Origin of the sequence: Nonomuraea sp. NPDC050153 (assembly GCF_044460125.1) — a bacterium.
Taxonomy (GTDB): domain Bacteria; phylum Actinomycetota; class Actinomycetes; order Streptosporangiales; family Streptosporangiaceae; genus Nonomuraea.
On sequence record NZ_JBITJQ010000004.1, the window covers coordinates 547622 to 571753 of the forward strand.

Sequence of the window (24132 nt, forward strand, 5' to 3'; positions counted from 1 at the left end):
GGCCGAAGTTCGTAGCAAGCGCTTGATTAGACACTTCGGAGGCGTCCGTGGAGCTCCTGCCGATCAGCACTCCCCACTGCCGGGTCGAACGCGACGGCCATGTCCTGATCGTCACCATGAACCGGCCGGAGGCGCGCAACGCGCTCTCCTCGGACATGCTGATCGGCCTGGCCTCGGCATGGGCGTACGCGTCGGCCGAGTCCGGGATCCGGGTGGCGATCCTGACGGGCGCGGAGGGCACGTTCTGCGCCGGGGCCGACCTCAAGGCCATGGGACAGCCCTCCACGGACCCGGACGTCCAGGCCAGGGCCGCGCAGATCCCCAACTTCCACTGGAAGGGCCTGCTCAGGGAGGACCTGCCCACCAAGCCGATCATCAGCGCGGTCGAGGGCTACGCGGTGGCGGGGGGAACGGAGCTGCTGGTGGGAACGGACCTGCGGGTGGTGGCGGAGTCGGCCACGCTGGGGCTGTTCGAGGCCAAGCGCGCGCTCTTCCCCATGGGCGGCAGCGCCGTACGCCTGCCCCGGCAGATCCCGTACTGCCACGCCATGGACCTCCTCCTGACCGGCCGCCCGATCACGGCGGCGGAGGCGCTGTCCATGGGGCTGGTCAACCGCGTGGTGCCCGACGGCCAGGCGCTGGCCGCGGCCCGGGAGGTGGCCGAGGACATCGCCGCCTCGGGCCCGCTCTCGGTACAGGCGATCCTGCGCACGTACCGGGACACCCTGGGCATGCCGGAGCCGGAGGCGCTGAAGGTGTCGGACGAGATCGGCTGGCCGGTGATCGGCTCGGAGGACGCCAAGGAAGGCACCCGGGCCTTCCGCGAGAAGCGCCCTCCGACCTACCACGCGCACTAGTCCCGGGTGAGGCGCTCCAGGCGTTCGAGCGCCTCACCGTACTCCTCCACCAGGCCGAACACGACGTCCTTGGTCGAGCGGACCTGGTTGGTGATGCCGATGACCTGGCCGGCCGGGAAGGTGGCCAGGTCGGACGCGTCGGAGCGGCCGATGCGCCGCAGGGCGTCCGACACCAGCATGAACTGCAGGGGCATCGGCAGCGTGCCGGGCGACTCCTCCGACTCCCACGCCTCCGTCCAGGCGTTCTTGAGCAGCCGTGCCGGCTTGCCGGTCCAGCTGCGCGAGCGGACCGTGTCCCGGGAGGTGGCCTCCAGGATGCGGCGCCTGGCCATCTCCGGGGTGTCGGCCTCCTCGACCGTGAGCCAGAGCGAGCCGGTCCAGACGCCCTCGGCGCCCAGCGCCATCCCCGCCGCCATCTGGCGGCCGTTGCCGATGCCACCGGCGGCCAGGACGGGCACGTCCACCGCGTCCACCACCTGAGGGATCAGCACCATGGTCGAGATCTCGCCCGTGTGGCCGCCGGCCTCGGTGCCCTGGGCGACCACGACGTCCACGCCGACCTCCACCTGCTTGAGCGCGTGCCGGGGCGTGGAGGCCAGGGCGGCGACCTTGACCCCCTGCGCGTGGGCGAGGTCCACCACGTCGGCGGGCGGCGGGCCGAGCGCGTTGGCCAGCAGGGCGATGGGGTGACGCAGGGCGACCTCGACCTGGGGGCGCGCGGTGGCGTCCGTCCAGCCGAGCAGCACCTTGCCGGGGTCGGCGTCCGAGGACAGCGGCGGCACCCCGTGCCCGGCCAGGAGGTTCTCGACGAACGACCGGTGGCCGTCGGGGATCATGGACTGCAGGCGGCCGACCAGCTCCTCGGGCGCGAAGTCGGCGCCCTCGTAGGAGGCGGGCATGACGACGTCCACGCCGTACGGCTTGCCGTCCACGTGGTCGTCGATCCACTTGAGCTCGGTCTCGAGCTCGTCCGGCGTGAAGTAGAGCGCGCCGAGCACCCCCATGCCGCCCGCGCGGCTGACGGCGGCGACCACATCCCTGCAGTGACTGAAAGCGAAGATCGGGAACTCGATTCCGAACATGTCCGTGACACGGGTCCGCATGGCCCGACAATACGTCCGGCGCGACGCTAACTGCAACGTGTTCTAGACTAGAACCTTTCGTCGGGTACCAGCGAGTAACTTTCCACGATAACGAGTTCTAGTTTGCTCTTGTCCGGGCATGGAAAAGGGGCCCGCATAACGCGGGCCCCGGAATGCTCTTCGCGCTGCTCGACAGCGCTACTCCACTGGGCGGCGGCGGCCCAGCACGACGCCGGTCACCACGAGCGCGGCGCCCACGATGAGCAGGACCAGCGGGATGATGTTGCGCAGCAGGTTGATCTGGCTCTTGCCCGACTGAGCGTTCTTGACCAGATCGTCCACGGTCTGCTGGGTCATCTTCGCGGTGCCGACGAAGGCCGCCTTGCGCTCGATCCCGTCCTGGGTCTTCAGCACCTCGTGGCGCTGCACCTCCTGCTTGACCGGCGAGCCCGTGACCGGCTCGATCCAGTACGTGGTCTTGCCGTCGTACCAGCGGTCCACCTGCACGTCACCGGTGGTGCCGGTCACCCCGAGCACGTTGGCGGGCGCGGAGCGGGTCTCGGTCTTGGTCGGCGGCACGTCCTGCTCGAAGACGTAGACGGGCAGCCCGTTGACGTTGTCCTCGCGCACGAACTTGGCGTCGAACGCCTTGCCCACCGTGCCGTTGAACACCTTGTACGTCTTCTTCTCCACGTCGAACGGGAACTTGTAGATCTGCCCCTCAAGCGTGACAGGCGCCTTGTCGATGTTGCTCCCGCAGCAGTTCAGGCCCACGCCGGTGCGCCGGTCGAAGGCGCTGCGGCGCTCGGAGAGGTCGATCTGCGGCCGGCTGTTCGTCACGTCGTTGACGACGGTGGCCTCGTCCCAGACCACCCGCTGCGAGTTGGCCTCCTTCACGTCACCGCGGGTGGTGACGAAGATCTGGAGGTCGCCGGTGAGGACCTTCAGGTCCTGGAGCGAGAAGTACTGGGCGCCCTTGGCCTCCAGCCGCGTGATGCCGAACTGGTTCGCGGGGGCGGAGATGACCTGGCCGGCCGCCCAGAATTTCAGCAGCGGCGCCAGTGCTATGAAGAAAGCCCCGAACCCGATGAGGACGAGCGTGGAGATACGACCCATCGAGGCCTCCGTATAAGTAGAACGTGTTGTCGTCTAGCGCGATCGTCGAGCAACAAAGTATGACAGTGAGTGATGCGCGTCACTGCCGGGCATACCACCGCAATCAAATCGATAGAAACAGGTTCTATCGTGGTTTCGCCGAGCCGATCGAGAGGGTGTGAGCAGGGGTGAGGAACCGGGACGCGGCCCTCGACGGCATCCGGGCGTTCGCCGCTCTGGGCGTCTGGCTGCTGCACGTCGGCAGCAACACCGGCGTCATGTACCGCGAGGGCATGTACGCCTGGATGATGGCCCGGCTCGGCATCGCCGTCCCCATCTTCTTCCTCCTGTCGGGCCTGCTCCTCTACCGCCCGTGGGCACGCGCGGTGATCGAGGATACGCCACGCCCCGCACCCCTGCGCTACCTGTGGCGCAGAGTGCTGCGGGTCATGCCGGTCTACTGGCTCGTGGCCGGGCTCGGGCTGTGGGCGTGGAGCTCGCTCGACTGGCTGGGCTGGGTCAAATGGATGCTGCTGGTGCAGAACTACTTCCCCGGCGACCACACGGCCGAGGGCCTCTACCAGATGTGGACGCTGCCCATCGAGATGGCCTTCTACATCGTGCTGCCCGCGCTGGCCTGGGCGCTGCACAAGTGGGCCCGCCGCGGCGCCAACCCGCCGGTCAGGCTGCTGGCGGGCATCGCGGTGCTGCCGGTGATCACGGTGGTCACCGTGGTCGTCACGCGGGAGTTCGAGCAGCCGCAGCTCGCCCTGCTGCTGCCGTACCACCTGGTGTTCTTCGCCTGCGGCATGGCGATGGCGGTGCTGTCGGTGTGGATCGGCCACAGCAAGGCGATCGACTCGCTGGCGCCGCAGTTCCTGGTGCTGGCGGCGCTGCTGTACGCGGTCCTGAGCACCGACCTGGCCGGTCCGCGCACGCTGACGCTGCCGACCCTGTCGCAGTCGCTGCTGCGGATCAGCCTGGAGGCGGCGATTGCGATACTCCTGGTCGCGCCGTTCGCCCTGGCCTCCAGGCCCGGCTCGCTCAGGCAGCGCGTGCTCGGCAACCCCGTGACCGCCTACCTGGGCCGCATCTCCTACAGCTTCTTCCTGTGGCACGCGCCGGTGGTCACGCTGCAGCTCAAGCTCACCGGCGCGCCGCCGTTCGGCGGGGACTTCCCCAGCGTGGCCGTGGTGTCGTTCGTGGTGTCGCTGCTGCTGAGCGTCGGTAGCTACCATCTCATCGAGATCCCCGCGCTCAAGCTCGGCCGGCCCCGGTCAGCACCTGCTCGGCCTCCTGCCGCTCCGGCTCCGGAGCCGGCCGTGCCGGCGACCTGACCAGCTGGCCGAACAGCACGCCCATGGCCGCGCCGGCGGCGAGCTGCGGCACCACGTCCTGCAGGAGCGCCCCGCCGGGCAGCAGCGTGGCCGCCGCCAGCGACAGCGTGGCCACGCCGAAGAGGGCGGCCGCGAGCCAGTGCGCGGGCAGGCGCCGGGCCCGGAGGACGAGCGTCACCAGCAGCGCCCCGAGGACCGCGAGCATGCCCTGCCAGCTCGCCACCCAGCCGCCGAACGCCAGGCCCAGCACGACCGCGTACGGCGCGCGCAGGCGCCCCAGCCGCGCGGCCGAGGCGGCGGCGGTCTCGCGCACGTGCTCGGGGCGCGGGCCGCGCATGACGAGGGCGATCAGGGTCAGCAGCGCGATCCCGGCCAGGCCCAGCACGAGCGCGAGCCGGTAGGCGCGGTCCGGCAGGTATTCGAGCCGCGCCGTCCCCGCGGTCCCGGCCGGCAGCTCCCACGCCTGCTTCCAGCCGTCGATCCGGACGGGTTTCAGCGTCCTGCCGTTGATCTGCGCCCGCCAGCCGGCGTTGTAGTTCTCGTTGACGACGAGGAAGGAGTCCTTCGGCGCGGTCACCTTGACCTCGCGCTCGGACGGCGTCCAGGTGCTCTGCACGGCGGCCCCCTCCACGCCGCGCGGCTCGTCGGGCAGCGTGCCCACCACGAGGTCGTCGATGGACAACGACTCCCAGCCCGCGACCCGCACCCGGTTGTCGCCCTCCCGCAGAGCCGTCTTGGAGCAGCCGAGGATCTGCACCGGCCGCTGTTCGATCAGGTCGGCGAAGGTGCCGGCGACCTTGGTCTGGATCGTGCGCCCGTTCACCTCGATCCTGGGGCCGGCGCCGCAGGCGAGCCTGAGCGGGACGTCGGCGGGCCGGCCCACGGGGTTGACGCCGGGCACGGCCAGCTCGGTCACCTGCAGCCGCTTCGAGTACGGCGTGAAGCGGAGCTTGAGGCTGGAGGTGACGAGCGACTTGAACGTCAGGACGCCGTGCTCGTCGACCCGGCCCGCCCGGACGGCGCCGTTGTCGCCGGTCACGATCATGTCCAGCGGCTGCTTGTCACCGCCGGGGCGACCGACCTGGAGCCGGGCGATCCGCCGCTTGCCCTTCCAGGCGATGGTGAGCGTGGGCTCGGCGTCGTCGGCGGCGGGGACCCAGGTGGTGGTCCAGTCGCCGTCGAACGCCGACCTGGGCGACACCGGCGCGTCCAGGGTGAGCTGGGACGAGCCGACCACACCGGTCAGACCCGCGCTGATGCGCGTGTACCGGTCGGCCAGCGCGGGATCCTTCAGCACGGCCGTTCCCCGCACGTTCACGGTCGAGGCGGACTCCGCGCTGAAAGTCCGGTCGAACCCGCGCTCCTCGCCCGGCTTGGCCAGCGCCCCCGCGTTGCAGATCCACCGGAACTGGTTGCGCATGCAGGCGGGCCGCTCGTCGAGCCCCCGGTCCATGACGAACACGTCGCCGCCCTTGCCCGGCAGCCGGATCGTCCGGCCGGGCGCGACCCCCGGGATCGACAGCTCGATGATGCCGACCCGCTGGCCGTAGCTCCACTCGCCGGACACGGTCTGGAGCACCTTGATCCGCACCCAGCTCGTGGGCCCGTCGGGCACGCGCAGCCGCTGCGGGTCCGTGACCTGCCCCACGTCCTGCGCCAGGCTCCCCGCCTCGGTCTCCACGGCCACCCGCTTGATCTTCTGGCCGAGCAGCAGGTCGGGGGCGAGCATCACCTGCAGGTACGGGATCCGCATCCGCGTCGGCAGGTCCACGCGCAGCCATTCGCCCTGCGGCGCCTTCGAGCCGTCGCTCTCCCAGCCGGTCTCCACGCTGCCGTCCATGGCCGCCCACGGGCCGCGGCCCGTCGTGCTGATCCCGGCGATCGCGTACGGGTCCGCGACCGAGGACGAGGCCGTGATGCCGGCGATGCCGGCGTACTCGGCGGTCGCGGTGTCGTCCAGCCAGCCGTCCTCCAGCAGGTCCAGCGTCCGTACGCCGGAGAAGTCGGCCTTCTTGTCGGCCGTCAGCGTGGGCGACCAGTTCGACCTGATCTCGCCGAACGAGCGCTCGCGCAGCCGCAGCGCGTCGCTGACCACGGTCGGCGCCTGGCGCTTGCCGGCATCGCCGTTGACCAGGACCGGGCCGTCGCCGAGCAGGCCCAGGTCGCCCATCGCGAACAGGGAGTCCGGCCCGCCGCGCACGGCCAGCGCGTCCGCCACCGGCTGCACGGACACCAGGTCCGAGCTGCCCGTCACCTCGTACAGGTCGAGCGCGGGGAACGGCGCGTCCAGCGACTCCACGGCGTCGTCGGTGCCCTCGTCGCCGACGAGCTCGCCGAACGAGCGCACCCGCTTGATGCCGGGCGACTCGCGCAGCGCCTCGAAGATCCGGGCGGGCCAGGCGCCCTGGAGGTTCGCCCGGTTCAGGTCGTTCCTGACGAGCAGGTAGCGCACGCCCATCCTGCGCAGCACGGCCGTCAGCCCGGCCGAGCCGTGTCCCGCGGTGAGCCGCTGGTCGATGGCGTCGAGCAGCCTGGTCAGGCCCACCGAACCCGGTGGCGTGATCTGCCTGGTCGTCCAGCGGGAGACGGACAGCGCCTGCATGGGCTCGTCCATCGGGCGGCCCCAGACGTACTCGCCGAACTTGGCGCCCGGCACGATCAGCACGCCGTCGTCTTCGGCGTTCCGGTTGAGCCAGGTCGCCGCCTCCCGCCAGTGCGCCGGCACCTCCTTGAAGTCGCCGGGCGCGGCCAGGCCCACGTTGAACACGGGCAGGACGAGGGCCGCGAAGGCCGCCACCGACACCGTACGCAGCGGCAGCCGGGCCCGTACCAGCAGGTGGGCCAGCCCGAAGGAGAGCGCGAGCCGTACCAGCGGGTCGAACTTCCGCAGGTTGCGCAGCGGCGCGAGCGGGCCGTCGAGCAGCCAGCGCACCGGCTCGGCCACGATCGGCTCCAGGGCGCTCATGTGCCCGGCGACCAGCGCCGTCACGCCCACCAGGAACAGCGCCACCACGAACCCCTTGGCGGGCAGGTCGCGGCGGGACACCCCGGCCAGGCCGAGCGCGGCCAGGAGGCCGGTGACCACGACCATGGTCGCGGAGGTGGCGATGGCGAACCCGGGCGGCTGGTCGAAGACACCGCTGAGCGGCAGGTAACGCACCCAGTCGGAGGCGCCGCGCAGCACGTTCGTGAGCGAGGTGACCTGCGTGGTGATCCCGGCGGTCTCGGTGTACGGCAGGAACGAGAACGCGTACCGGCCGACGAGGAGCAGCGGCAGCGTCCAGAACAGGGTCGCGACGGACACGGCGGCCGTCCACCAGGTGAGCAGCCGCCAGCGCGGCACGGGGCGCGGCCTGGTGAGGATGAAGATGACCGGGCCGACCAGCACGGCCAGCACGGCGACCGCGTTCACGCCGCCGCACAGCGCCACCGCCAGCGCCGACCTGACGGCCCCGCGCGCCCGCTGGCCCGTCTCCGAGGCGGTGAGCAGCGGGATCAGGATCCACGGCAGCATCGCGGCGGGCAGCCACTCGATCGAGATCTCGCCGAGAATGGACAGCGTGCGGGGGGCCAGCGCGTACGCCAGCGCGGCCACGAGCCGGGTCCCGGGGGTGCCGATGCCGAGCTGCCCGGCCAGCCGCTCCACGCCGAGGAACGCCACGCACATCAGCAGCGTCAGCCAGAGCCGCTGCGTCACCCACGGCTCGACGCCGGCCAGGTCGCCCAGGGCGAAGAACGGGCCCATCGGGAAGATGTAGCCGGCGACCTGGTTCTGGAGCTGGCCGAAGTGCTGCAGGTCCCACAGGTGGGCGGCGCGCTCCAGCCAGCCGAGGGGGTTGAGGGCGAGGTCCATCTTGGTGTCGGAGATGAGGTTGCCCGGCCGGGTGGTGAACGCCAGGACGGCGAAGCCGAGGCAGCAGATGAACAGCCACCAGCGCCGCCGCGCCCGCTCACCGACCACCCCGCCGGCACCCGCCCCTCCGGCCCGCAGCCCACCCGCCGCTTTCCCGGCACCCGGCCCTCCGGCACGCCGCTCGGCGGACGACCGTCCCTCCACACGCCGGTCAACAGGCGGTCGCCCCTCCGCCCGCCCGGCAGCGGTGGGCGGCGGGTCGGTAGAAGGCGGGGGGGCGGGTTTCGGGCCGCCGGTGCCTGGGTGGCCGGCGACGAGGCGGTCGGTGGGGGGTTGCTTGGGCGATCGTCCGGCCACGAGCCGGTCGATCGGTGGTTTGCGGGTCACCGGGCCTCCCAGCCGGGCTCCACGGCGTGGCCGAGCATCAGCGCGGTGAGGCGTTCCGCGCTGCGGTCCCAGGAGAAACGGTCCGCCCATTCCCGACATTTCACGGAATAAGTGTCGTCCACCTCGTCGAGTGCGGCGGCGATCCCCTTCGCCAGCCCCGTCCCCTCAGGCAGCAGCCACCCCGTCTCACCATGCCGAACCGCGTCCCGCAGCCCGTCCACGTCGAACGCCACGGTCGGCACCCCCAGCGCCGCGGCCTCCAGCACGCTGAGCCCCCAGCCCTCCCCCTGCGAGGCGCTCACGTGCACCCACGCCTGCGCGACCAGCCGCGCCTTGTCCTCTTCCGGCAGGTAGCCGTGCATGGCGACGCCCTCGGGCAGCCGGGCGCGCAGCGCGCCCTCCTCGGGCCCGCGGCCGATGACGTCCACGGTCAGGTCGGGCCAGCGCTCCCTGAGCTCCGCCACGGCGTCGAGCAGCAGGTGAACGCGCTTGTGCGTGACGAGCCGCCCCAGGCAGACGAGCCGCGGCGCCGGGCTCCGCACCGAGTTCCCGGGCTGGGCGACGCTGACCCCGTTCGGCACGATGTGCACCGGCCCGTCCCATCCGAGCCGCTCCCGCATGGCCCGCACCGTGGACGGCGACACGGCCACGCTCGCGTGCCGCCGGTAGCTCCACCTGGCCACCGGCCCCTCCAGGAACCGCCCGAACGCCGCCAGCCACCCCGGCATGTGCACCCCGAACTGCCGGTCGTGCACGTGGTGCATGACGCAGAACACCTTGGTACGCCGCCGCACGACCCACGGCGTGAAGAACGGGATCCCGTTCTGGCAGTCGAGCACCACGTCGAAGCGCCCGCGCCGGATCAGCAGCCAGCACAGCACCAGCGGATAGACGGTGAACACACCGCCCATCCGCGCGATGCGTACCCCCTGGACGGTCTCCCCCCGGCCCTGCCCCGGCGCCCGCGCGGTGACGAAGCAGACCTGGTGGCCCGCCCGCGCGAAGCGGCGGGCCAGCTCCCAGGCGAACGTCTCAGCGCCGCCCGCCTGGGGATGCCAGGGGTCCCGCCAGTTGACTACAGCGATCTTCACGGATATCCGACGGGGTCGAGCGGGGGTTCCCAGGCCGGGCGCGCGGCGGGACGCGGCTGAGCGCGCAGCCGCAGCCAGATCCTGCCCAGCTCCATCACGATGCCGAACGTGTGCCGGGCCGGGGAGAAGCGCGAGCCGGGCATGTCGTGCCAGCGCACGGGGATCTCCTTCACCGGCGAGCCCCGCCGCACGCAGCGCGCGAGCAGCTCGACGTCGAAGGCGAAGCCGGGAGTGCGCAGCTGCGCGACGCTCTCCCGGGCCAGCGCGCCGTCGAAGAACTTGAAGCCGCACTGGGTGTCGCTCACCCCCTGAACCAGCACGCCCGCCAGCGCGCGGAACCCGAAGGCGCCCAGCTCGCGGACCTTGCTGTGGCGGTTCTCGACATGGGAGTCCGGGTGCGCCCTCGACCCGATCACCACCCGCTCCCCGGACAGCAGCTGCCCGAAGGCGACGTCGATGGCGTCGAGGTCGGTGGCCATGTCGGCGTCGACGAACCCGACGAACGGGGCACTCGTGCCAAGCAGCCCAGCGCGTACGGCAGCGCCCTTGCCCGGAGCCGGGCACCGGACAAGGCGAACGGGCACGGGGCCGTGCGGCCAGTCCCTGACGATCTCGGCCGTGCGGTCCGTGCTGTTGTTGTCGACGACGATGACGGCGGTCGGGAACGGCATTCGGGCAAGCTTCGCGCACAGCTGCAGGAGGCCCCCGGGAAGTCGTCGTTCCTCGTTGTACGCGGGAATGACGATCTCAAGCAGTGGTGGTCGGCTCGTCTCCTCGTCCCCTGGTGGAGAGGGCGGCATGTCGGCTCGGGTTACCGGTCGCCGTAGAAGTAGAGAGGCTGGTTGACCGGCGTGGCGGTGGCGCCGGTGAGAGAGACGGTGGTGACCGTCGCCACGAGAGCCGCTACGGCGACGCCGATGATCGCTGCTAAGAGGATCTTTATCACGGGGGGTTCCTCCTTGAGCAATGGAGCGGACCGTCCCCAACCTAGAACCAATTCTTGCTACTCGGAAGTAGCTCTACGAAATCTTTATAAATCCCCTGATCAGGGCATCTGTCGTGACGGCAGCGGACCGTCGAACCGGTACAGCCGCAGGTCACCCCCATCAACCAGCATCCTCGCGTTCCGTAGCCACAAGCCGAAACGCTGCCGTTCTTCAACTGTCCCGGCGTTGACTATCACGTAGCGAAATCCGGCCGCGGGAAGATCGGGCGAAGACCCTTCTAGTACGTGTTCTACTCCCTGGGCGCGCGGATCCTCGCTCTTGACGGCCATGCCGCCGACCCGTACCACGTCGTTGGAGACCACCCTCCGGCCCGGCCCGGCGAAGAAGCGCTGCGCCGGATCCAGCACGGCCCGGCCCCCGTTCCACGGGAAGCGCCGGTAGGACTCGAACGGGAGCACCAGCACGTCCCCGCCCGCTGGATCGCGCCGGATCGCCTCGCGCGCGGCCGTCCAGCTCTCCGGATAGGAGACGGAGCCGAGCGCTCCGAGCGACCCCCACGCCATGGTCGGCAGCACGGCCACCGGCACCAGCGCCATCGCGCCGACCCACACCCGATCGCGCGCGACCGACTCGACGAGCAGCCCGAGCCCGAGCGCCGCCACCAGCGCCAGCGGCGCCACGAACTGCTGGGCGTCCCTGAACACCGCGAACCCGCCCCACACCCCGACGAGCCACGCGAACGCCTGCCTGCCGGGCTCGCTCACCCCCACGCACGCGATGCCCAGCCCGACGGCCGCCGCCACGGCCAGCCCCTTCTTGTACGGCACCGCGCCCCGCAGGAAGAAGACCACCCCCGCCAGCACGAGCAGCAGCCGGGCCAGCGCCCCGACGAAGGTGCCGTAACCGGGCGGCACCGCGTACGCGTTCCAGATCCCGCCCAGCGACAGCAGGCTCCCGACCGCCCCGAACGGCGTGTCGGCCCTGGCCGCGAACGCGTACACGCCCACCGGGTCGCCCTGGATCCCCTCGGGCCGCAGCGCGGTCGGCACCAGCCACGGCAGGCTGAAGGCCGCCAGAACCCCGGCCACGACCAGGATCCGGCGGGCCACCGGAAGCACCGTGATCGCGGTGACCGTCATCGCCGCGAACCCGCCGACCGCGGCGGGCAGCATGGCCGGCACCAGCCGCCGCCCCGTCCACGCGGCCCGCACCACCCAGGGCAGCCCGGCGTACCCGAGCAGCAGCGCCCACTGCCCCATGAGCAGCCGCTCGGCCACGTACGGGTTCCACACGTAGAAGGCGCCCGCCACCAGCCGCGGCCCCAGGGACTCCGACGGCAGCAGCAGCGCGGCGCCCGAGCACCCCAGCACGAAGATCGCCAGCAGGATCGCCTTCTGCACCAGCTCCGCCGGGATCACCTGGGCCAGCGCGGTCACCACCACGTCGCTCGGGACGACCCGCGCGGCCCCGCCCGCCAGCCCGAACGTCCACGCGCTGAACCCCGGGTCCGGCACGAACACCATGTCCTGGAGCAGCGTGAACCCCCAGCCCAGCGCGGGTCCGAGCGCCAGGCAGCCGAGCGCGAGCCCGAGGAGGGCGGAGGCGCGCCCGGCTCGGGGCGTGTGCGGCATCCCGCTATGACATCACAACCCTGCTACGGCCATTCCACCGCCGACCTCCGACATGGTTGAGTCGTCGCGGGGGTGATGGGGAGCGGTGGTTGCAGCTGGGGCGCGGCAGTGGCTACGCGGTGGCGACGCCGTGCTCGCCGCCGGCCTGGTGATGGTCGCGGTCCAGCTCGTGTGGAAGTTCGAGCTGGTCAGGCGGACGTACTTCCGCCAGGACGACTTCATGTTCATCGCCAGGGGCCTGGAGAACTCTCTGTCCTGGGACTACCTCATGCGGATCGACTTCGGCCACCTGATGCCGGGGGCGTTCGCGATCCACTGGGCGATGGGGCGGCTCGGCGTCTACAACGACGCCCTCGCGCACGTGCTCACGATCAGCCTTCAGGCGGCGGCCGGGCTGGCGATGCTGCGGTTGTTGCGGCTGCTGTTCGGCACGCGTCCGGCCATTCTCGTGCCGCTCGGGTTCTACCTGCTGACGCCGATGACGATCTCGGGGCTGTCGTGGTGGGCGGTGGTGGCCGAGACGCTGCCGTTCCAGATCGCGCTGCCGATGGCGCTCGGCTCGCACGTGCTCCACATCCGCACCGGGCGCTTCAGGCACGCGGTGGCGGCGGCCGCGTGGACGGTGTTCGGCATGGTCTTCTTCGTGAAGGCGCCGTTCATCCTGGTGCTGGCCTTCGTGCTCACCCTCGGCTGGCTCGGCGGGTGGCGGCGGTGGCGGGCGTGGCTGCTCTACCTGGGCGTGCTGATTCCGTACGCGGTGCTGTTCTTCCGGCAGTTGTTCACGTCGGTACAGCTCACGAACGACACCTTCCGGCCGGTGCTGCCCACCGCCGAGGTCGCGGTGAAGTCGGCGTGGACGCTGCTGACCGGCTCCCTCGTGCCCACGTCGCTGGGCGGGCCCTGGCAGTGGCAGCCGATCGGCGAGGACTACGCGCTGGCCGCCACCCCTCCCGTGCTCATGTGGGCGAGCCTGGCGGTCGCCGTCGTCGCCGTGACCGTGTCCGTGATCTGGCGGCGGCGGGCCTGGCTGGCGTGGCTGACGCTGCTGGGCTACTTCCTGCTGGCCGACGTGGTGCCGATCATGCTGGGGCGGGTCGAGGCGCTCGGTCCTGATCTGAGCGGATTCGAGCTGCGGTACGTCTCCTCCACCGCCACGGTCGTGGCCCTGGTCATCGGGCTGGCGTTCATCCCGGTCGAGGGTGAGGAGCGGCCCTGGCGCCGTCCGGCGCTGCGGCTCAGGTGGGCGTGGGTGCCGGTGGCGGCGGTGTTCGCGGCGGGCTCGGTGTGGTCGGGCGCCGCCTACGCCGACCGCCCGCTCGGCGCGAACGTCAGGAGCTACGTACGGACCGCCGCGCAGGCGCTCGCCCGGGTGCCGGTCGGCTCGGTCATCCTGGACACGCACGTGCCGGCCAAGATCGCGTTCCCGGTGTTCTTCTACGACTACGCGCTGCACTCGCGCATCCTCGGCCCGACCGCGCCGCGCCGGATCACCTGGGCCAAGCAGCTCACGGGCCCCGTGCCCGTCCCGCTGATCTTCGACGAGCAGGGCCGGCTGCGCCCGGTGGCGATCGACGGCGTCACGATCCCGGCCGGCTCCGCCTGCAAGCCCGTCGGCCGGGCCGAGGTGCGCTTCCGGCTGCCCGTCCCGATCGAGGACGGCGAGCACACCGTCCAGATCTCCTACCTGAACGGCGCCCAGACCACCCTGAACGTGCGCATGGGGCTCGCGCAGAGCGTCGTGCCCGCGGGCAAGGACCTGGGCACGACGTACACGACGATCGTCGGCGGCGGGAACGAGCTGGCCATCCGCACGGACGGCCCCGGCTCCTGCCTCGGCGAGATCAGGATCGGTGCCCCCGTTCCCGCCGAGGACGTCTCGCCCGTTCCCCCGCTGCCCGTCCGCTAGTCCCTGTCCGCTAGTCCCTGGGCAGGCCCAGCATGCGCTCGCCGATGATGTTGAGCTGCACCTCCGTGGTGCCGCCGTAGATGGTCATCGCCCTGGTGGCGAGCACCGCGCGGTTCCAGTAGCCCGGGTCGCCGAGCTTGATGTCGGCCCCCACGACCGCCGCCGGGCCCAGCAGGTCGACCGCCGTCTCGGAGACGTGCTGGGCGTGGGAGGTGGACAGCAGCTTGCGTACGGACGCGTCCGCGCCCGGCTCGGTGCCGGCCAGCTGCTTGAGCGTGACCCGCAGCGACAGCGCGTTGATCGAGTGGCCCTCGCAGACCACCGCGGCCACCTGCTGCGCCTCGGCCGGCGTCAGCTCGCGGTCGAGGCGGCCGATCAGGCCCAGCAGGTCGGGCACGGACGCGCCGGTGCCGCCGGAGCCGGACGACAGCGAGACGCGCTCGTTCGAGAGCGTGTTGCGGGCGACCTTCCAGCCGTCGCCGACCTCGCCCACGACCAGGTCGTCGGGGACGAAGACGTCGTCGAGGAAGACCTCGTTGAACAGGTTCTCGCCGGTCATCTCGGTCAGCGGCCGGACCGTGACGCCCGGGGCCTTCATGTCGACCAGGAAGTACGTGATGCCTTCGTGCTTGGAGCCCTCGCTGGAGTTGCGGGCGATGCAGATGCCCCACTCGGCGACGTGGGCGACGGAGGTCCAGATCTTCTGCCCGGTCAGCTTCCAGCCGCCCTCGACCTGCTCGGCCTTCATCTGCAGCGAGGCCAGGTCGGACCCGGCGCCGGGCTCGGAGAACAGCTGGCACCAGATCGTCTCGCCGCTGAGCGTCCCGGGCAGGAAGCGCTCCTGCTGCTCCCGGGTGCCGTACACGGCGATGGACGGCACCACCCACGCACCGATGATCATCGCGGGCAGCCGGACCTTGGCGGCCTTGAGCTCCTGGGCGATCAGCACCTGCTCCAGCGGCTTGGCGTCGCGGCCCCACGGCCTGGCCAGGTGCGGCATCACGAAGCCGCGCTCGGCCAGGGCCCGCTTCTGCTCCTTGCCCTCCAGGCGGGCGATCTCCGCGATCTCGGCGCGGATCGACTCGCGCAACTCCTCGGCGTCCTCGGGCAGGTCGATCTGCATCTCGCGGCTGACGCCCCGCAGGGCCAGCTCGCTCACCTTGGCCGCCCACTCCGACGAGGAGCCGAGCAGGGCGCGCAGGGTGAGGGCGCGGCGGTAGTAGAGATGGGCGTCGTGCTCGAAGGTGTAGCCGATGCCGCCGAACGTCTGGATGGCGTCCTTGGCGCACTGCACGGCGGCGTCGGGGGCCATCACGCCCGCGATGGCGGCGGCGTACTCCAACTCTCTCCCGTCGCAGCGGGTGGCGTCCCAGACGGTGGCGCGGGCCTGCTCCAGCGCGACGAGCATGCGGGAGAGCTTGTGCTTGATGCCCTGGAACTGGCCGATCGGGCGGCCGAACTGCACGCGTACCTTGGCGTACTCGGCGGCGGCCGTGACGCACCACGAGGCCAGGCCCGCGGCCTCGGCGCCGAGCAGGATCGCGGCGAGGTTGAGCACGTCGGGGCGCTGGACGCCGCCCAGGATGCCCTCGGCGGGCACCACCAGCTCCGACAGCTCCACCCTGGCCACCGGCCTGGTCAGGTCCAGCGACTTGACCTCGGTGACGGTGGCGGCGGAGGCGTCGATGAGGATCCACTCCTCGCCGTCGTCCGTGGCGACCGGCAGCACGAGCGCGTCGGCCAGTGAGCCGCCGAGCACGGGGTCGGCGGTGCCGGAGACGACCAGGGAGCCGTCCTCGGTGCGGGTGCCGGTCAGCGTGCCGGTCAGCGCGACGGCGGCGGTGCGAGTGCCGTCGGCGAACGACTCAAGGTGCTCCGGGCGCTTGGAGGCGTTGATCACGGCACTGGCCAGCACGGTCGGCAGGTAGGGCCCGGGGGCCATGCGCTCGGCCAGCGCCTCGACGGCCACCGCCGTCTCCAGCAGCCCGTAGCCGGAGCCGCCGTACTCCTCGGGCACGTGCAGGCCGAGCAGCCCCTGCTCGGCGAGGCCCGCCCAGAACGGCGGACGCCCGTCCGTCCCGGCGCGCAGCAGCTCGGACGGGATGTTCCGCTCGGCCCAGCCGCTCACCGACTCACGGAGCGCCTCGTGCTCCTCGCTCAACCCGATCGCCATGCTCATCCTCCATGCCAGGTCCGACCCATGCCCAGAACCATATTCTAGAGGATGCTTCTGGCCTAGAGCGGTCGAACCCGTTGGACGAGGGTGTTGATGTCCCGCCAGTACTTCTTGTTCGTCTCGGGGATGGAGGCCAGGAGCATCGCGGGCTTGGTCTTGCCCACCTCCACGACCGTCACCATGGCCTGGGCGACCTGCTGCTTTCCGTTGAAGGTGTAGGTGACCTGGTAGCCGAGCGTCCAGCCCTTGCCGACCGGGATCTTCTGGGAGGCGGTCCAGGCGAGCGTGGCGCCCGCGGGGTACTGCGTGCGCAACGACCAGCGGGCGGCCTGGGTGGCCAGCTCGCGGTAGTCGGCGTCCTTGGAGGGCTTGGTCGCGGGCGAGTCACCCGGGAACATGGCCGAGCCGATCACCGTGTGCGGGACGGCCACCTTGCCGATGCGCTGCGCGATGGAGAACGGCGGGAACGACTTGGCCTTCCACGGCGCGGCCAGCCGGGGGTAGGTGATCCCGGCGTTCGTGTCTCCGATGAGGCCGGTGACCACGGACGCCGTGCCCGACAGCGTCGGGTACGCCTTGCTCTTCGGCACCGGCGGCAGCACGAGCGGGCTCTCGGTGGCGGTCGGGGCGACCGACCCCGAGGGGGCGCCCGAGCTCGGCACGGGGGCGACGGGGGCCACCCGCTCGACCGGCTGCTTGTTGGTCGGCACGTCGCCGGAGAAGACCACGAAGATCAGGAACACGGCCAGGACGGTGGCCAGGATGGCGCCCAGAAGATAGACGGCCTTGATCGGGATGTCGCCGATGCCGCGCCTCGGCGGCTTGGGGATGGGCAGGGGCGGGGACGGGGGCGGGTACAGCGGCTGCTGCCGCATCGGGGGCTGCGGGAGCGGGCCGGGACCGCCTCGATCGGCCGGGGGCTGCGCAGGAGGAGGCTGCTGGGGAGGAGACTGCCGGGCAGGGGGCTGCTGCACCGGCGGGTTGCCTGCCGGGGGCCGGAGGGGGACGGACGGACCCGCCGCCGGCGGGCGGGGGATCTGGACCGTCTCCTCGGCGGGCAGGACGACCTTGCGGAACGGGGTGGTGGGTGAATCGTATGAAGGTCTCTTGTCGCCGACGTCCGCCATGGCCTTGAGGTTACGTCACGAGAGCGCAGGATAATTCCTCTAATACCCCTGCAGAATCTAATTCTGTAAGGTCTGCGGACATGAGGGGTTTCTATGAAATCGCAGCCCATGACCCTGAACGTCCCGCACTTCTCGGTGACGCCCGCGCCACTTACGGTGAACTTCTCGCCCGGGTGAACCAGGCCTCCAACGGGCTGACGGCACGCGGAGTCGCCCCCGGCGACCCCGTCGTCACCGTGTTGAAGAACGGGCTCGACGCCCTCACCATGATGCTCGCGACGTACCAGATCGGCGCCTACCTCGTCCCCGTCAACTGGCATTTCACCGCCGAGGAGATCGGCTACATCGTGGCCGACTGCGGGGCCGAGGTGGTGGTCTCGCCGGACGCCTGCCCGGTCGCCGAGCTGACCGACGGGCAGCCCGGCACCGCGCCCGCGCACCGGCGGGCCGGGTCCATGATGCTCTACACCTCCGGGACGACGGGACGCCCGAAAGGGGTACGTCGGCGGCTGCTGGACCTGACGCCGGAGGAGCTGTACCCGATCCTCACGCGCAAGAGCTGGCGCCACTTCGGGCTGCCGCTCGGCGGGGTGCACCTGGTGTGCTCGCAGCTCTACCACTCGGCGCCGTACGGGCAGGCCATGATGGCGCTGCAGTTCGGGCACGCGATCGTCGCGCCCGAGCGGTTCGAGGCCGTCGAGGCGCTGCGGCTGATCGAGCGGCATCGGGTGACGAACGCGTTCATGGTGCCCACGATGTTCCACCGGCTGCTGGGGGTGCCGGAGCGGGAGTCGTACGACCTGTCGTCCCTCACCCACCTGTACCACGGAGCGGCCCCGTGCCCGCCGGCCACCAAGCAGGCGATGATCGACTGGCTCGGGCCCGTGCTGTGGGAGTACTACGGGTCCACCGAGGCGGCCGTGGCGACGATGGTGTCCTCGGAGGAGTGGCTGGCCAGGCCGGGCACGGTCGGCAGGGCGCTGGACGGGATGTCGTTCACGATAGTCGGGGAGGACGGCCAGGAGGTGGGGCCGGGCTCGCCGGGGCTGGTCTACATCGGCGGGATCAACCGGTTCGAGTACCACCGCGCCCCGGACAAGACGGCGGCGGCGATGCGCGGCCAGGCGTACACGCCCGGGGACATCGGCTACCTCGACGACGACGGTTACCTGTTCCTGCTGGACCGGCGGACCGACCTGATCATCTCCGGCGGGGTCAACATCTATCCGGCCGAGATCGAGGCGGCGCTGCTCGAACACCCCGCCGTGACGGACGTGGCCGTGATCGGCGTACCGGACCCGGAGTGGGGGCACAAGGTCGTGGCGCTCGTGCAGCCGGCGGCCGGCGCGGTGGCCGGGGACGAGCTCACGGCTGAGCTGCTGCGGCACTGCGCGCCCCGGCTGGCCAGGCTCAAGCATCCCCGGGTCATCGAGTACCGGGAGTCGCTGCCGCGCACGCCGACAGGCAAGCTGAGCAGGCATGACGTGCGGGAAGCGTATCTTTCGGGCTGAGCTGGGCAGAGTCCTCGCATGAGGAGGATCGCCACGGGACTGGCCGCCGTTTTCGTGCTGCTCGTGGGCTGCGGTCCTCCTCCCACCTCCAACGCCACGCCGTCGGCCGCACCGTCATCTCCTTCGCCCGGCACGCCGTCGGCGGCGAACCCTTCCGTGGCGTCGCTGCGCTCGCTGGAGTCGGCGTACGAGGACGTCATCGCCAACGTCCTGCCGTCCATCGTGCAGATCACGACCAAGGTCGGGCTCGGGTCCGGCATCGTGTTCGACGGCGCGGGACACATCATCACCAACGCCCACGTCGTCGGCCAGGCCACCAAGATGGAGGTCACGATCGCCACCGGCGGCCCGCCGCGCTCGGCCAGGCTGGTCAAGTCCTTCAACGCGGGGGACCTGGCGGTGATCAAGGTGGACAGCCCGAGCGGGTTGCGGCCGGCGCGGTTCGGGGACTCGTCCAAGCTGCGGGTCGGGCAGATCGTGCTCGCCATGGGCAACCCGCTGGGCCTGTCCGGCAGCGTGACGAACGGGATCGTCTCGGCCCTCGGCCGTACCGTCTCGGAGCCGCAGGAGGCCGGCTCTCCCGGCGCCACGATCGCCGGCGCCATCCAGACCTCGGCCGCCATCAACCCGGGCAACAGCGGCGGGGCGCTCGTGGACCTGTCGGGCGACGTCATCGGCATCCCCACCCTCGCGGCCACCGACCCCGAGCTGGGCGGGGGCGCCGCGCCGGGCATCGGGTTCGCGATCCCGAGCAACACCGCCACGGACATCGCCACCCAGATCGTCAAGTACGGCAAGGTCACCAGCAGCCACCGGGCCGCGCTCGGCATCCAGGGCAGCACGGTGATCGGTCTCGACGGGGAGCCGGTCGGGGTGGGCGTGATCCGGGTCGGGCCGGGCGGCGGTGCCCAGAAGGCGGGGATCAAGGCCGGTGACGTGATCGTCTCGATCAACGGCAAGAACACGCCGACGATGGCGTCCCTCTCGGAGTCCATCGCCCCCCTCAAACCCGGGGACCAGGCCAAGGTGGGGCTCCAACGCCCGGACGGCACCACGGCGACGGTCACGGTCACCCTGGGCCAACTCCAGTCCGACTGACACCCGGCCACCGGCCCTGGGGCCCCGCGGGGTCACTGCTTGGCGGTGAAGACGATCTCCACTCGCCGGTTCTGCGCCCGGTTCTTCTCCACCGGCTTCCCCTGCACCACGTTCGGCCGCCGCGGCCGGCTCTCGCCGTACCCCCGCGCCTGCAGCGTCACCCCCGCCCCGGTGAGCAGCCCGCGCATGCCCGTCTCCACGGCCTGCGCCCGCCGCCGCGACAACGTGCGGTTGTACGAGTCGCTCCCCTGGTCGTCCGTGTGGCCCTCGATCCTGACCGCCCCGCCCGCCCCGTCGGCGTTCACCTTCGCGGCCACCTCCTGCAGCCGCTGCCTGGCCTTGCCGGTCAGTTGCCACTTGTCCAGCGCGAACAGCACGTCGCTGGTCAGCGAGACCGTCACCTGGCGCCCCTGCTTGGTCTCGCTCTCGGTGCCGTCCAGCGACTCGACCTCGCCGATGATGTCCTCGACGGGCAGCACCAGGTCCTCGACGGCGCCGACGGCGTCGGCCGGCGCGCTGGGCACGGGGGTCGGCGACAGGACGAGGGCGAGGACGACGCTAAGAGATCGGAACATCGGTGAGCACGCCGATCATGGGCATCTCAATGTTGATCTTCGTGACGTCCGCGGGAGGCGCCGCGAAGACCGCGTACAGCGTGGACGTCTCCCCCTTTTCCAGGAACTGCCCCTGGGTGCCGGAGCAGACGCACTTCGCGTCCTGGCCGGTGCCGTTGCGGGCCACGCGGTAGCGCTTGGCGTTCACCGGGTCGATCAGGGAGACGGCGGAGACCGTCATGTCGAGCGGGCCCGTGCCCAGGCCGTTGTGGACGTTGACCTTGCCGTCGAGCGCGGTGATCGTCCAGTTGAGGCTGAGCGTCCTGCCCTGGCGCTTGAGCCCGAGGATGTCGACGCGGGCCTTGCCGTGCTGCCCGCCCGCGTACACGTCGGCCTGGCGGCCGGCGATCGCCTTGGTCTCCTGCGGGGGCACCTCTTCCGCTGAGGCCGTGGCGAGGGGTTCGGTGGTGGTTTCCGCGACGGTCTGGGGTTGCTTCTCCTCGCCGCCGCCACCGCCGGCCTGCCGCCCCGGGAGCGCACCGCAACCGGCCAGCGCGACGGCCGCGACAGCCAGCGCGATCGTCTTTCGCATTGTGAGATCACCTTCGTTGTCGGGGATGTGGCCCTCACCGTAGGGGAGCGATGTTCAGGATCCGCATAGTCCGCTATATCCGCCGGCCATGCCGCCTACGAACCTCCTGCGCGAGCCGGCCGGCCTCCGCTCTGCCCTGCTCGTCACTGAGGCGGTCAAACTCTCCCATAGCACGCGTAAGCGCCTCAACCGCACCTTCGACATCATCGAGGTCCAGCGCGGCCCGGGCGAGCGCCATCAGGGCCTGCGCGGCGCCCCGGCGGTCCCCGTACGAGCCGAACGTCTCCAGCGCCTCGCGCGCGGAGCCGGCCGCGACCCCGGGCGCGCCCTCCGCCCTGGCGATCTCGGCCAGGACGAGCAGCGCCCCCGCCTCGGGCAGCCGGTCGCCCAGGCGGCGGTTGATCCGCAGCCGCCGCTCCACGCAATCGCGCGCCTCGGCGAGCCGGCCTTCTCCCAGGTTCAGCCTGCCCAGGTCGAGCAGCGCCTCCGCCTCGCCACGCGGGTCGCCGAGATCCTGGTAGGCGGTCAGGCTCTCGTTGAGCCGGCCCTCGTCCCGGCGCGACGCGCCCAGCGCCCGTAAGGCATCGGCCCGCCCGCGCCGGTCTCCGGCCTCCTCGAAGACCCGCAGGGCCCGGACGAACGCCTGCTCGGCCTCCGCCGGGCGGGTCTGGACCAGGCCGAGCCGGAGGGTGACCCTGGCCAGCTCCAGCCCTTCCACCAGCGGCTGGGCCGCCCGCAGCGCCGCGACCGCCGATTCCGTGCGCCCCTCGGCCCGGTGCAGGTCGGCCAGGCCCCGGAGCAGGAGCGCCTCGCCGTGCCGGTGGCCCGCCGCCCTGGCCGCGTCCAGCCCGGTCGCCGTGGTGGCGTGCCAGTCGTCGTGGTGCGCGCCCAGCTCGAACAGCGGCGTGAGGTAGAACGCCAGCCGCCAGGCGGCCTCGTACAGGCCCACCCGGTAGAAGTCCTCGACGGTCGCCACCAGGAACCGGCGCTCGGCGCTCAGCCAGCGCGCCTCGTGCCGCAGCCGGCCGGTCTCCAGCCCCTGTCCGTACGGCTGCCGGTCGGGCAGGTGGACCTCGGTGCGGCCGGAGCCGGGCTCGGCGGGCAGGAGGGAGGCTCTGGCCTGCCTGGCCCGTTCGAGGATCGCGCCCGCGATGACGGCCAGCACGCGTCCCGGGCCGCCTCCCTCCTCGGCCAGGCGTTCGGCGGCGTAGAGCCTGGTCAGGTCGTGCCGGCCGTACCGCTCCTGACCGGCCTCGTCCAGGCCGCGCGACTGCAGCAGCCCGGCCTCCGCCAGCGGCTCCAGGTCCGTGCCGAACACCCACGACGCGAAGTCGGGCGCCGACAGCGCGCCGAGCTCGCGCAGCAGCCGCCGTTCCGGGTCCGCCAGGCCCCGGTAGCCGAGCGCGAGGCTGCCGCGCACGGCGAGGTCGCCCGCGCTGAGCTCGTCGAGCCTGCGCCGCTCGTCGCCCAGCCGGCCCGCCAGGTGGTCGAGCGTCCAGCCCGGTTTCCTGGCCAGCCGGGAGCCGGCGATGCGCAGGGCCAGGGGCAGGTGGCCGCAGAGCCGTACGATGCGCAGGGCCGCCTCGGGCTCGGCCCGCACCCGCTCGTGCCCGGCCACCTCGCCGAGCATCGCCACGGCCTCGTCCCCGTCGAGCACCCCCATCTCGTACGCCCGCGCCGCCTCCAGCCCGGCCAGCGGCGACCGGCTCGTCACCAGGGTGAGGCTGCCGGGACCGGTCGGCAGCAACGGGCGCACCTGGGCCTCGTCGGCGGCGTCGTCCAGCACGACGAGCAGCCTCCTGCGGGCCGTCATGCTCCGGTAGAGCCGCACCCGCTCGTCCAGCGCCGGCGGGACCGCGCCGTCCGGGCAGCCCAGCGAGCGCAGCAGGTCCTCCAGCACCGCGCCGGGCGGCCTGGCTCCGAGCGAGGCGTAGAGCCGGCCGTCCGTGCGCTCCAGCCCGGTGGCGGCGTGCACCGCGACGGCCGACTTCCCGCAGCCGGGCGGGCCGTGCAGGACGAGGTGCACGGGCGCGGACGCGTGCTCGCGAGCGGTCCGGACGATCCACTCAAGGACGGGCGATCGGCCGACAAAATCGGAAATGTCGGGGGGTAGCTCGTCGACCGGGCCCCGGTCGCCGCCGGCTGGTGTCGAGCGGCGGCTCTCGCCGGCCAGGACCCGCCGGTGGGCGTCGGTCAGCTCGGCGCCCGGCTCCAGGCCCAGCTCGTCCACCAGCGTCCGGCGCGCGTCCTGGTAGGCCCCGAGCGCCTCCGACCGGCGTCCTGCCTGGTCGAGGGCTTCGATGAGGCGCGCCCATGCGCGTTCGCGCAGCGGGTGCGCCCCGACCAGCGCCCGCAGCTCCCCCACCACCTCCGCGCCCCGGCCCAGCCGCAGGTCCAGCTGCACGCGCTCCTCCAGCGCGGTCAGGCGCAGCTCCTCCAGCGGTACGGCGTGCGCCCGGCGCAGCACGGACGACTCGACGTCGGCCAGCGCCTGCCCCCGCCACAGCCCTGAAGCCGCCCTGAACCCGTCGGCCGCCTCCGCCACCCGGCCCGCCGCCCGAGCCTGCCGGGCCCCGCCGACCAGCCGCTCGAACCGATGGCAGTCGACCTCGTCCCGATCGACGTCGATCAGGTAGCCGCCCGGCACGGTGTGGATGCCGGCCACGAGCTTGCGCAGCGCGCTGACGTACACCCTGAGCACCGACCCCGCCGAGGCCGGCGGCCGGTCGTCCCACACCACGGACATCAGCCGTTCGACCGGCACCGTCTCACCGGCCGACAGCAGCAGCGCGGCCAGCAACGTGCGGTGCTTGGCCGGCCCCGGCACCTGGCCGGCCTCGATCCGCAGCGGCCCGAGCACGCCGAAGCGCACGTTCACGCACCTCTCG

Annotated in this window: 17 protein-coding genes; 5 read left to right on the forward strand and 12 right to left on the reverse strand. The window is 72.0% G+C overall.

Going from position 1 to position 24132, the window contains the following annotated elements:
- Positions 1-47: 47 nt before the first annotated feature.
- Positions 48-857, forward strand: a complete 810-nt coding sequence (locus tag ACIBQ1_RS14670) for a crotonase/enoyl-CoA hydratase family protein (protein WP_397277576.1) — start codon at positions 48-50, stop codon at positions 855-857.
- Here the strand turns inward: ACIBQ1_RS14670 and ACIBQ1_RS14675 are convergent.
- Both ACIBQ1_RS14675 and ACIBQ1_RS14680 read right to left on the reverse strand, forming a co-directional pair.
- The gene (locus ACIBQ1_RS14675) at positions 854-1960 is read right to left on the reverse strand and encodes an NAD(P)H-dependent flavin oxidoreductase (protein ID WP_397277578.1); all 1107 of its coding nucleotides are present in this window, start codon (positions 1958-1960) and stop codon (positions 854-856) included. The genes ACIBQ1_RS14670 and ACIBQ1_RS14675 overlap by 4 nt on opposite strands.
- Positions 1961-2137: 177 nt before the next feature.
- Entirely contained in the window at positions 2138-3055 is a 918-nt protein-coding gene (locus tag ACIBQ1_RS14680) for a DUF3068 domain-containing protein (protein WP_397277579.1), read from the reverse strand.
- 167 nt (positions 3056-3222) lie between these two features.
- Between ACIBQ1_RS14680 and ACIBQ1_RS14685 the strand changes: the two genes are divergently transcribed.
- Positions 3223-4371: an acyltransferase family protein gene (locus ACIBQ1_RS14685; protein ID WP_397277581.1), complete on the forward strand. Its 1149-nt coding sequence runs from the start codon at positions 3223-3225 to the stop codon at positions 4369-4371.
- Here the strand turns inward: ACIBQ1_RS14685 and ACIBQ1_RS14690 are convergent.
- From ACIBQ1_RS14690 to ACIBQ1_RS14710, 5 genes are all read right to left on the reverse strand, one after another.
- A complete protein-coding gene (locus ACIBQ1_RS14690; protein WP_397277582.1) occupies positions 4292-8428 on the reverse strand; it encodes an alpha-(1->3)-arabinofuranosyltransferase family protein in 4137 nt (1378 codons plus the stop codon). The genes ACIBQ1_RS14685 and ACIBQ1_RS14690 overlap by 80 nt on opposite strands.
- 179 nt (positions 8429-8607) lie before the next feature.
- On the reverse strand, positions 8608-9702 hold the full coding sequence (locus ACIBQ1_RS14695) for a glycosyltransferase family 4 protein (RefSeq protein ID WP_397277584.1): 1095 nt from the start codon (positions 9700-9702) through the stop codon (positions 8608-8610).
- On the reverse strand, positions 9699-10502 hold the full coding sequence (locus ACIBQ1_RS14700; RefSeq protein ID WP_397277585.1) for a glycosyltransferase: 804 nt from the start codon (positions 10500-10502) through the stop codon (positions 9699-9701). The genes ACIBQ1_RS14695 and ACIBQ1_RS14700 overlap by 4 nt, the downstream gene beginning before the upstream one ends.
- Before the next feature lie 11 nt (positions 10503-10513).
- The gene (locus ACIBQ1_RS14705; protein WP_344996422.1) at positions 10514-10648 is read right to left on the reverse strand and encodes a hypothetical protein; all 135 of its coding nucleotides are present in this window, start codon (positions 10646-10648) and stop codon (positions 10514-10516) included.
- 99 nt (positions 10649-10747) lie between these two features.
- A complete protein-coding gene (locus ACIBQ1_RS14710; RefSeq protein WP_397277586.1) occupies positions 10748-12280 on the reverse strand; it encodes a hypothetical protein in 1533 nt (510 codons plus the stop codon).
- A gap of 85 nt (positions 12281-12365) precedes the next feature.
- On the opposite strand from ACIBQ1_RS14710, the gene ACIBQ1_RS14715 reads away from it, so the two are divergent.
- The gene (locus ACIBQ1_RS14715) at positions 12366-14186 is read left to right on the forward strand and encodes a hypothetical protein (protein ID WP_397277588.1); all 1821 of its coding nucleotides are present in this window, start codon (positions 12366-12368) and stop codon (positions 14184-14186) included.
- Between the two features lie 10 nt (positions 14187-14196).
- Here ACIBQ1_RS14715 and ACIBQ1_RS14720 read toward each other — a convergent pair whose 3' ends face one another.
- Entirely contained in the window at positions 14197-16359 is a 2163-nt protein-coding gene (locus ACIBQ1_RS14720; RefSeq protein ID WP_397277589.1) for an acyl-CoA dehydrogenase, read from the reverse strand.
- Positions 16360-16421: 62 nt separating this feature from the next.
- A complete protein-coding gene (locus tag ACIBQ1_RS14725; RefSeq protein ID WP_397277591.1) occupies positions 16422-17489 on the reverse strand; it encodes a hypothetical protein in 1068 nt (355 codons plus the stop codon).
- A gap of 80 nt (positions 17490-17569) precedes the next feature.
- On the opposite strand from ACIBQ1_RS14725, the gene ACIBQ1_RS14730 reads away from it, so the two are divergent.
- Both ACIBQ1_RS14730 and ACIBQ1_RS14735 read left to right on the forward strand, forming a co-directional pair.
- Positions 17570-19000: an AMP-binding protein gene (locus ACIBQ1_RS14730; protein ID WP_397277593.1), complete on the forward strand. Its 1431-nt coding sequence runs from the start codon at positions 17570-17572 to the stop codon at positions 18998-19000.
- 18 nt (positions 19001-19018) lie between these two features.
- Positions 19019-20098: a S1C family serine protease gene (locus ACIBQ1_RS14735; RefSeq protein ID WP_397277595.1), complete on the forward strand. Its 1080-nt coding sequence runs from the start codon at positions 19019-19021 to the stop codon at positions 20096-20098.
- A 32-nt stretch (positions 20099-20130) separates the two neighbouring features.
- Here the strand turns inward: ACIBQ1_RS14735 and ACIBQ1_RS14740 are convergent, their stop codons facing one another.
- From ACIBQ1_RS14740 to ACIBQ1_RS14750, 3 genes are all read right to left on the reverse strand, one after another.
- A complete protein-coding gene (locus ACIBQ1_RS14740) occupies positions 20131-20673 on the reverse strand; it encodes an OmpA family protein (RefSeq protein WP_397277596.1) in 543 nt (180 codons plus the stop codon).
- On the reverse strand, positions 20657-21244 hold the full coding sequence (locus tag ACIBQ1_RS14745) for a hypothetical protein (protein ID WP_397277598.1): 588 nt from the start codon (positions 21242-21244) through the stop codon (positions 20657-20659). The genes ACIBQ1_RS14740 and ACIBQ1_RS14745 overlap by 17 nt, the downstream gene beginning before the upstream one ends.
- A 73-nt stretch (positions 21245-21317) precedes the next feature.
- Positions 21318-24122, reverse strand: coding sequence for a BTAD domain-containing putative transcriptional regulator (locus tag ACIBQ1_RS14750; RefSeq protein ID WP_397277600.1), 2805 nt, complete (start codon positions 24120-24122; stop codon positions 21318-21320).
- Positions 24123-24132: the final 10 nt, after the last annotated feature.

Excerpts from the sequence above, each read along its gene's own strand:
- ACIBQ1_RS14675 (WP_397277578.1), bottom strand. The coding sequence starts at position 1,960 with ATGCGGACCCGTGTCACGGACATGTTCGGAATCGAGTTCCCGATCTTC.
- ACIBQ1_RS14680 (WP_397277579.1), bottom strand. The coding sequence starts at position 3,055 with ATGGGTCGTATCTCCACGCTCGTCCTCATCGGGTTCGGGGCTTTCTTC.
- ACIBQ1_RS14700 (WP_397277585.1), bottom strand. The coding sequence starts at position 10,502 with ATGCCGCCCTCTCCACCAGGGGACGAGGAGACGAGCCGACCACCACTG.
- ACIBQ1_RS14710 (WP_397277586.1), bottom strand. The coding sequence starts at position 12,280 with ATGCCGCACACGCCCCGAGCCGGGCGCGCCTCCGCCCTCCTCGGGCTC.
- ACIBQ1_RS14720 (WP_397277589.1), bottom strand. The coding sequence starts at position 16,359 with ATGGCGATCGGGTTGAGCGAGGAGCACGAGGCGCTCCGTGAGTCGGTG.
- ACIBQ1_RS14725 (WP_397277591.1), bottom strand. The coding sequence starts at position 17,489 with ATGGCGGACGTCGGCGACAAGAGACCTTCATACGATTCACCCACCACC.
- ACIBQ1_RS14730 (WP_397277593.1), top strand. The coding sequence starts at position 17,570 with ATGAGGGGTTTCTATGAAATCGCAGCCCATGACCCTGAACGTCCCGCA.
- ACIBQ1_RS14735 (WP_397277595.1), top strand. The coding sequence starts at position 19,019 with ATGAGGAGGATCGCCACGGGACTGGCCGCCGTTTTCGTGCTGCTCGTG.
- ACIBQ1_RS14740 (WP_397277596.1), bottom strand. The coding sequence starts at position 20,673 with ATGTTCCGATCTCTTAGCGTCGTCCTCGCCCTCGTCCTGTCGCCGACC.
- ACIBQ1_RS14745 (WP_397277598.1), bottom strand. The coding sequence starts at position 21,244 with ATGCGAAAGACGATCGCGCTGGCTGTCGCGGCCGTCGCGCTGGCCGGT.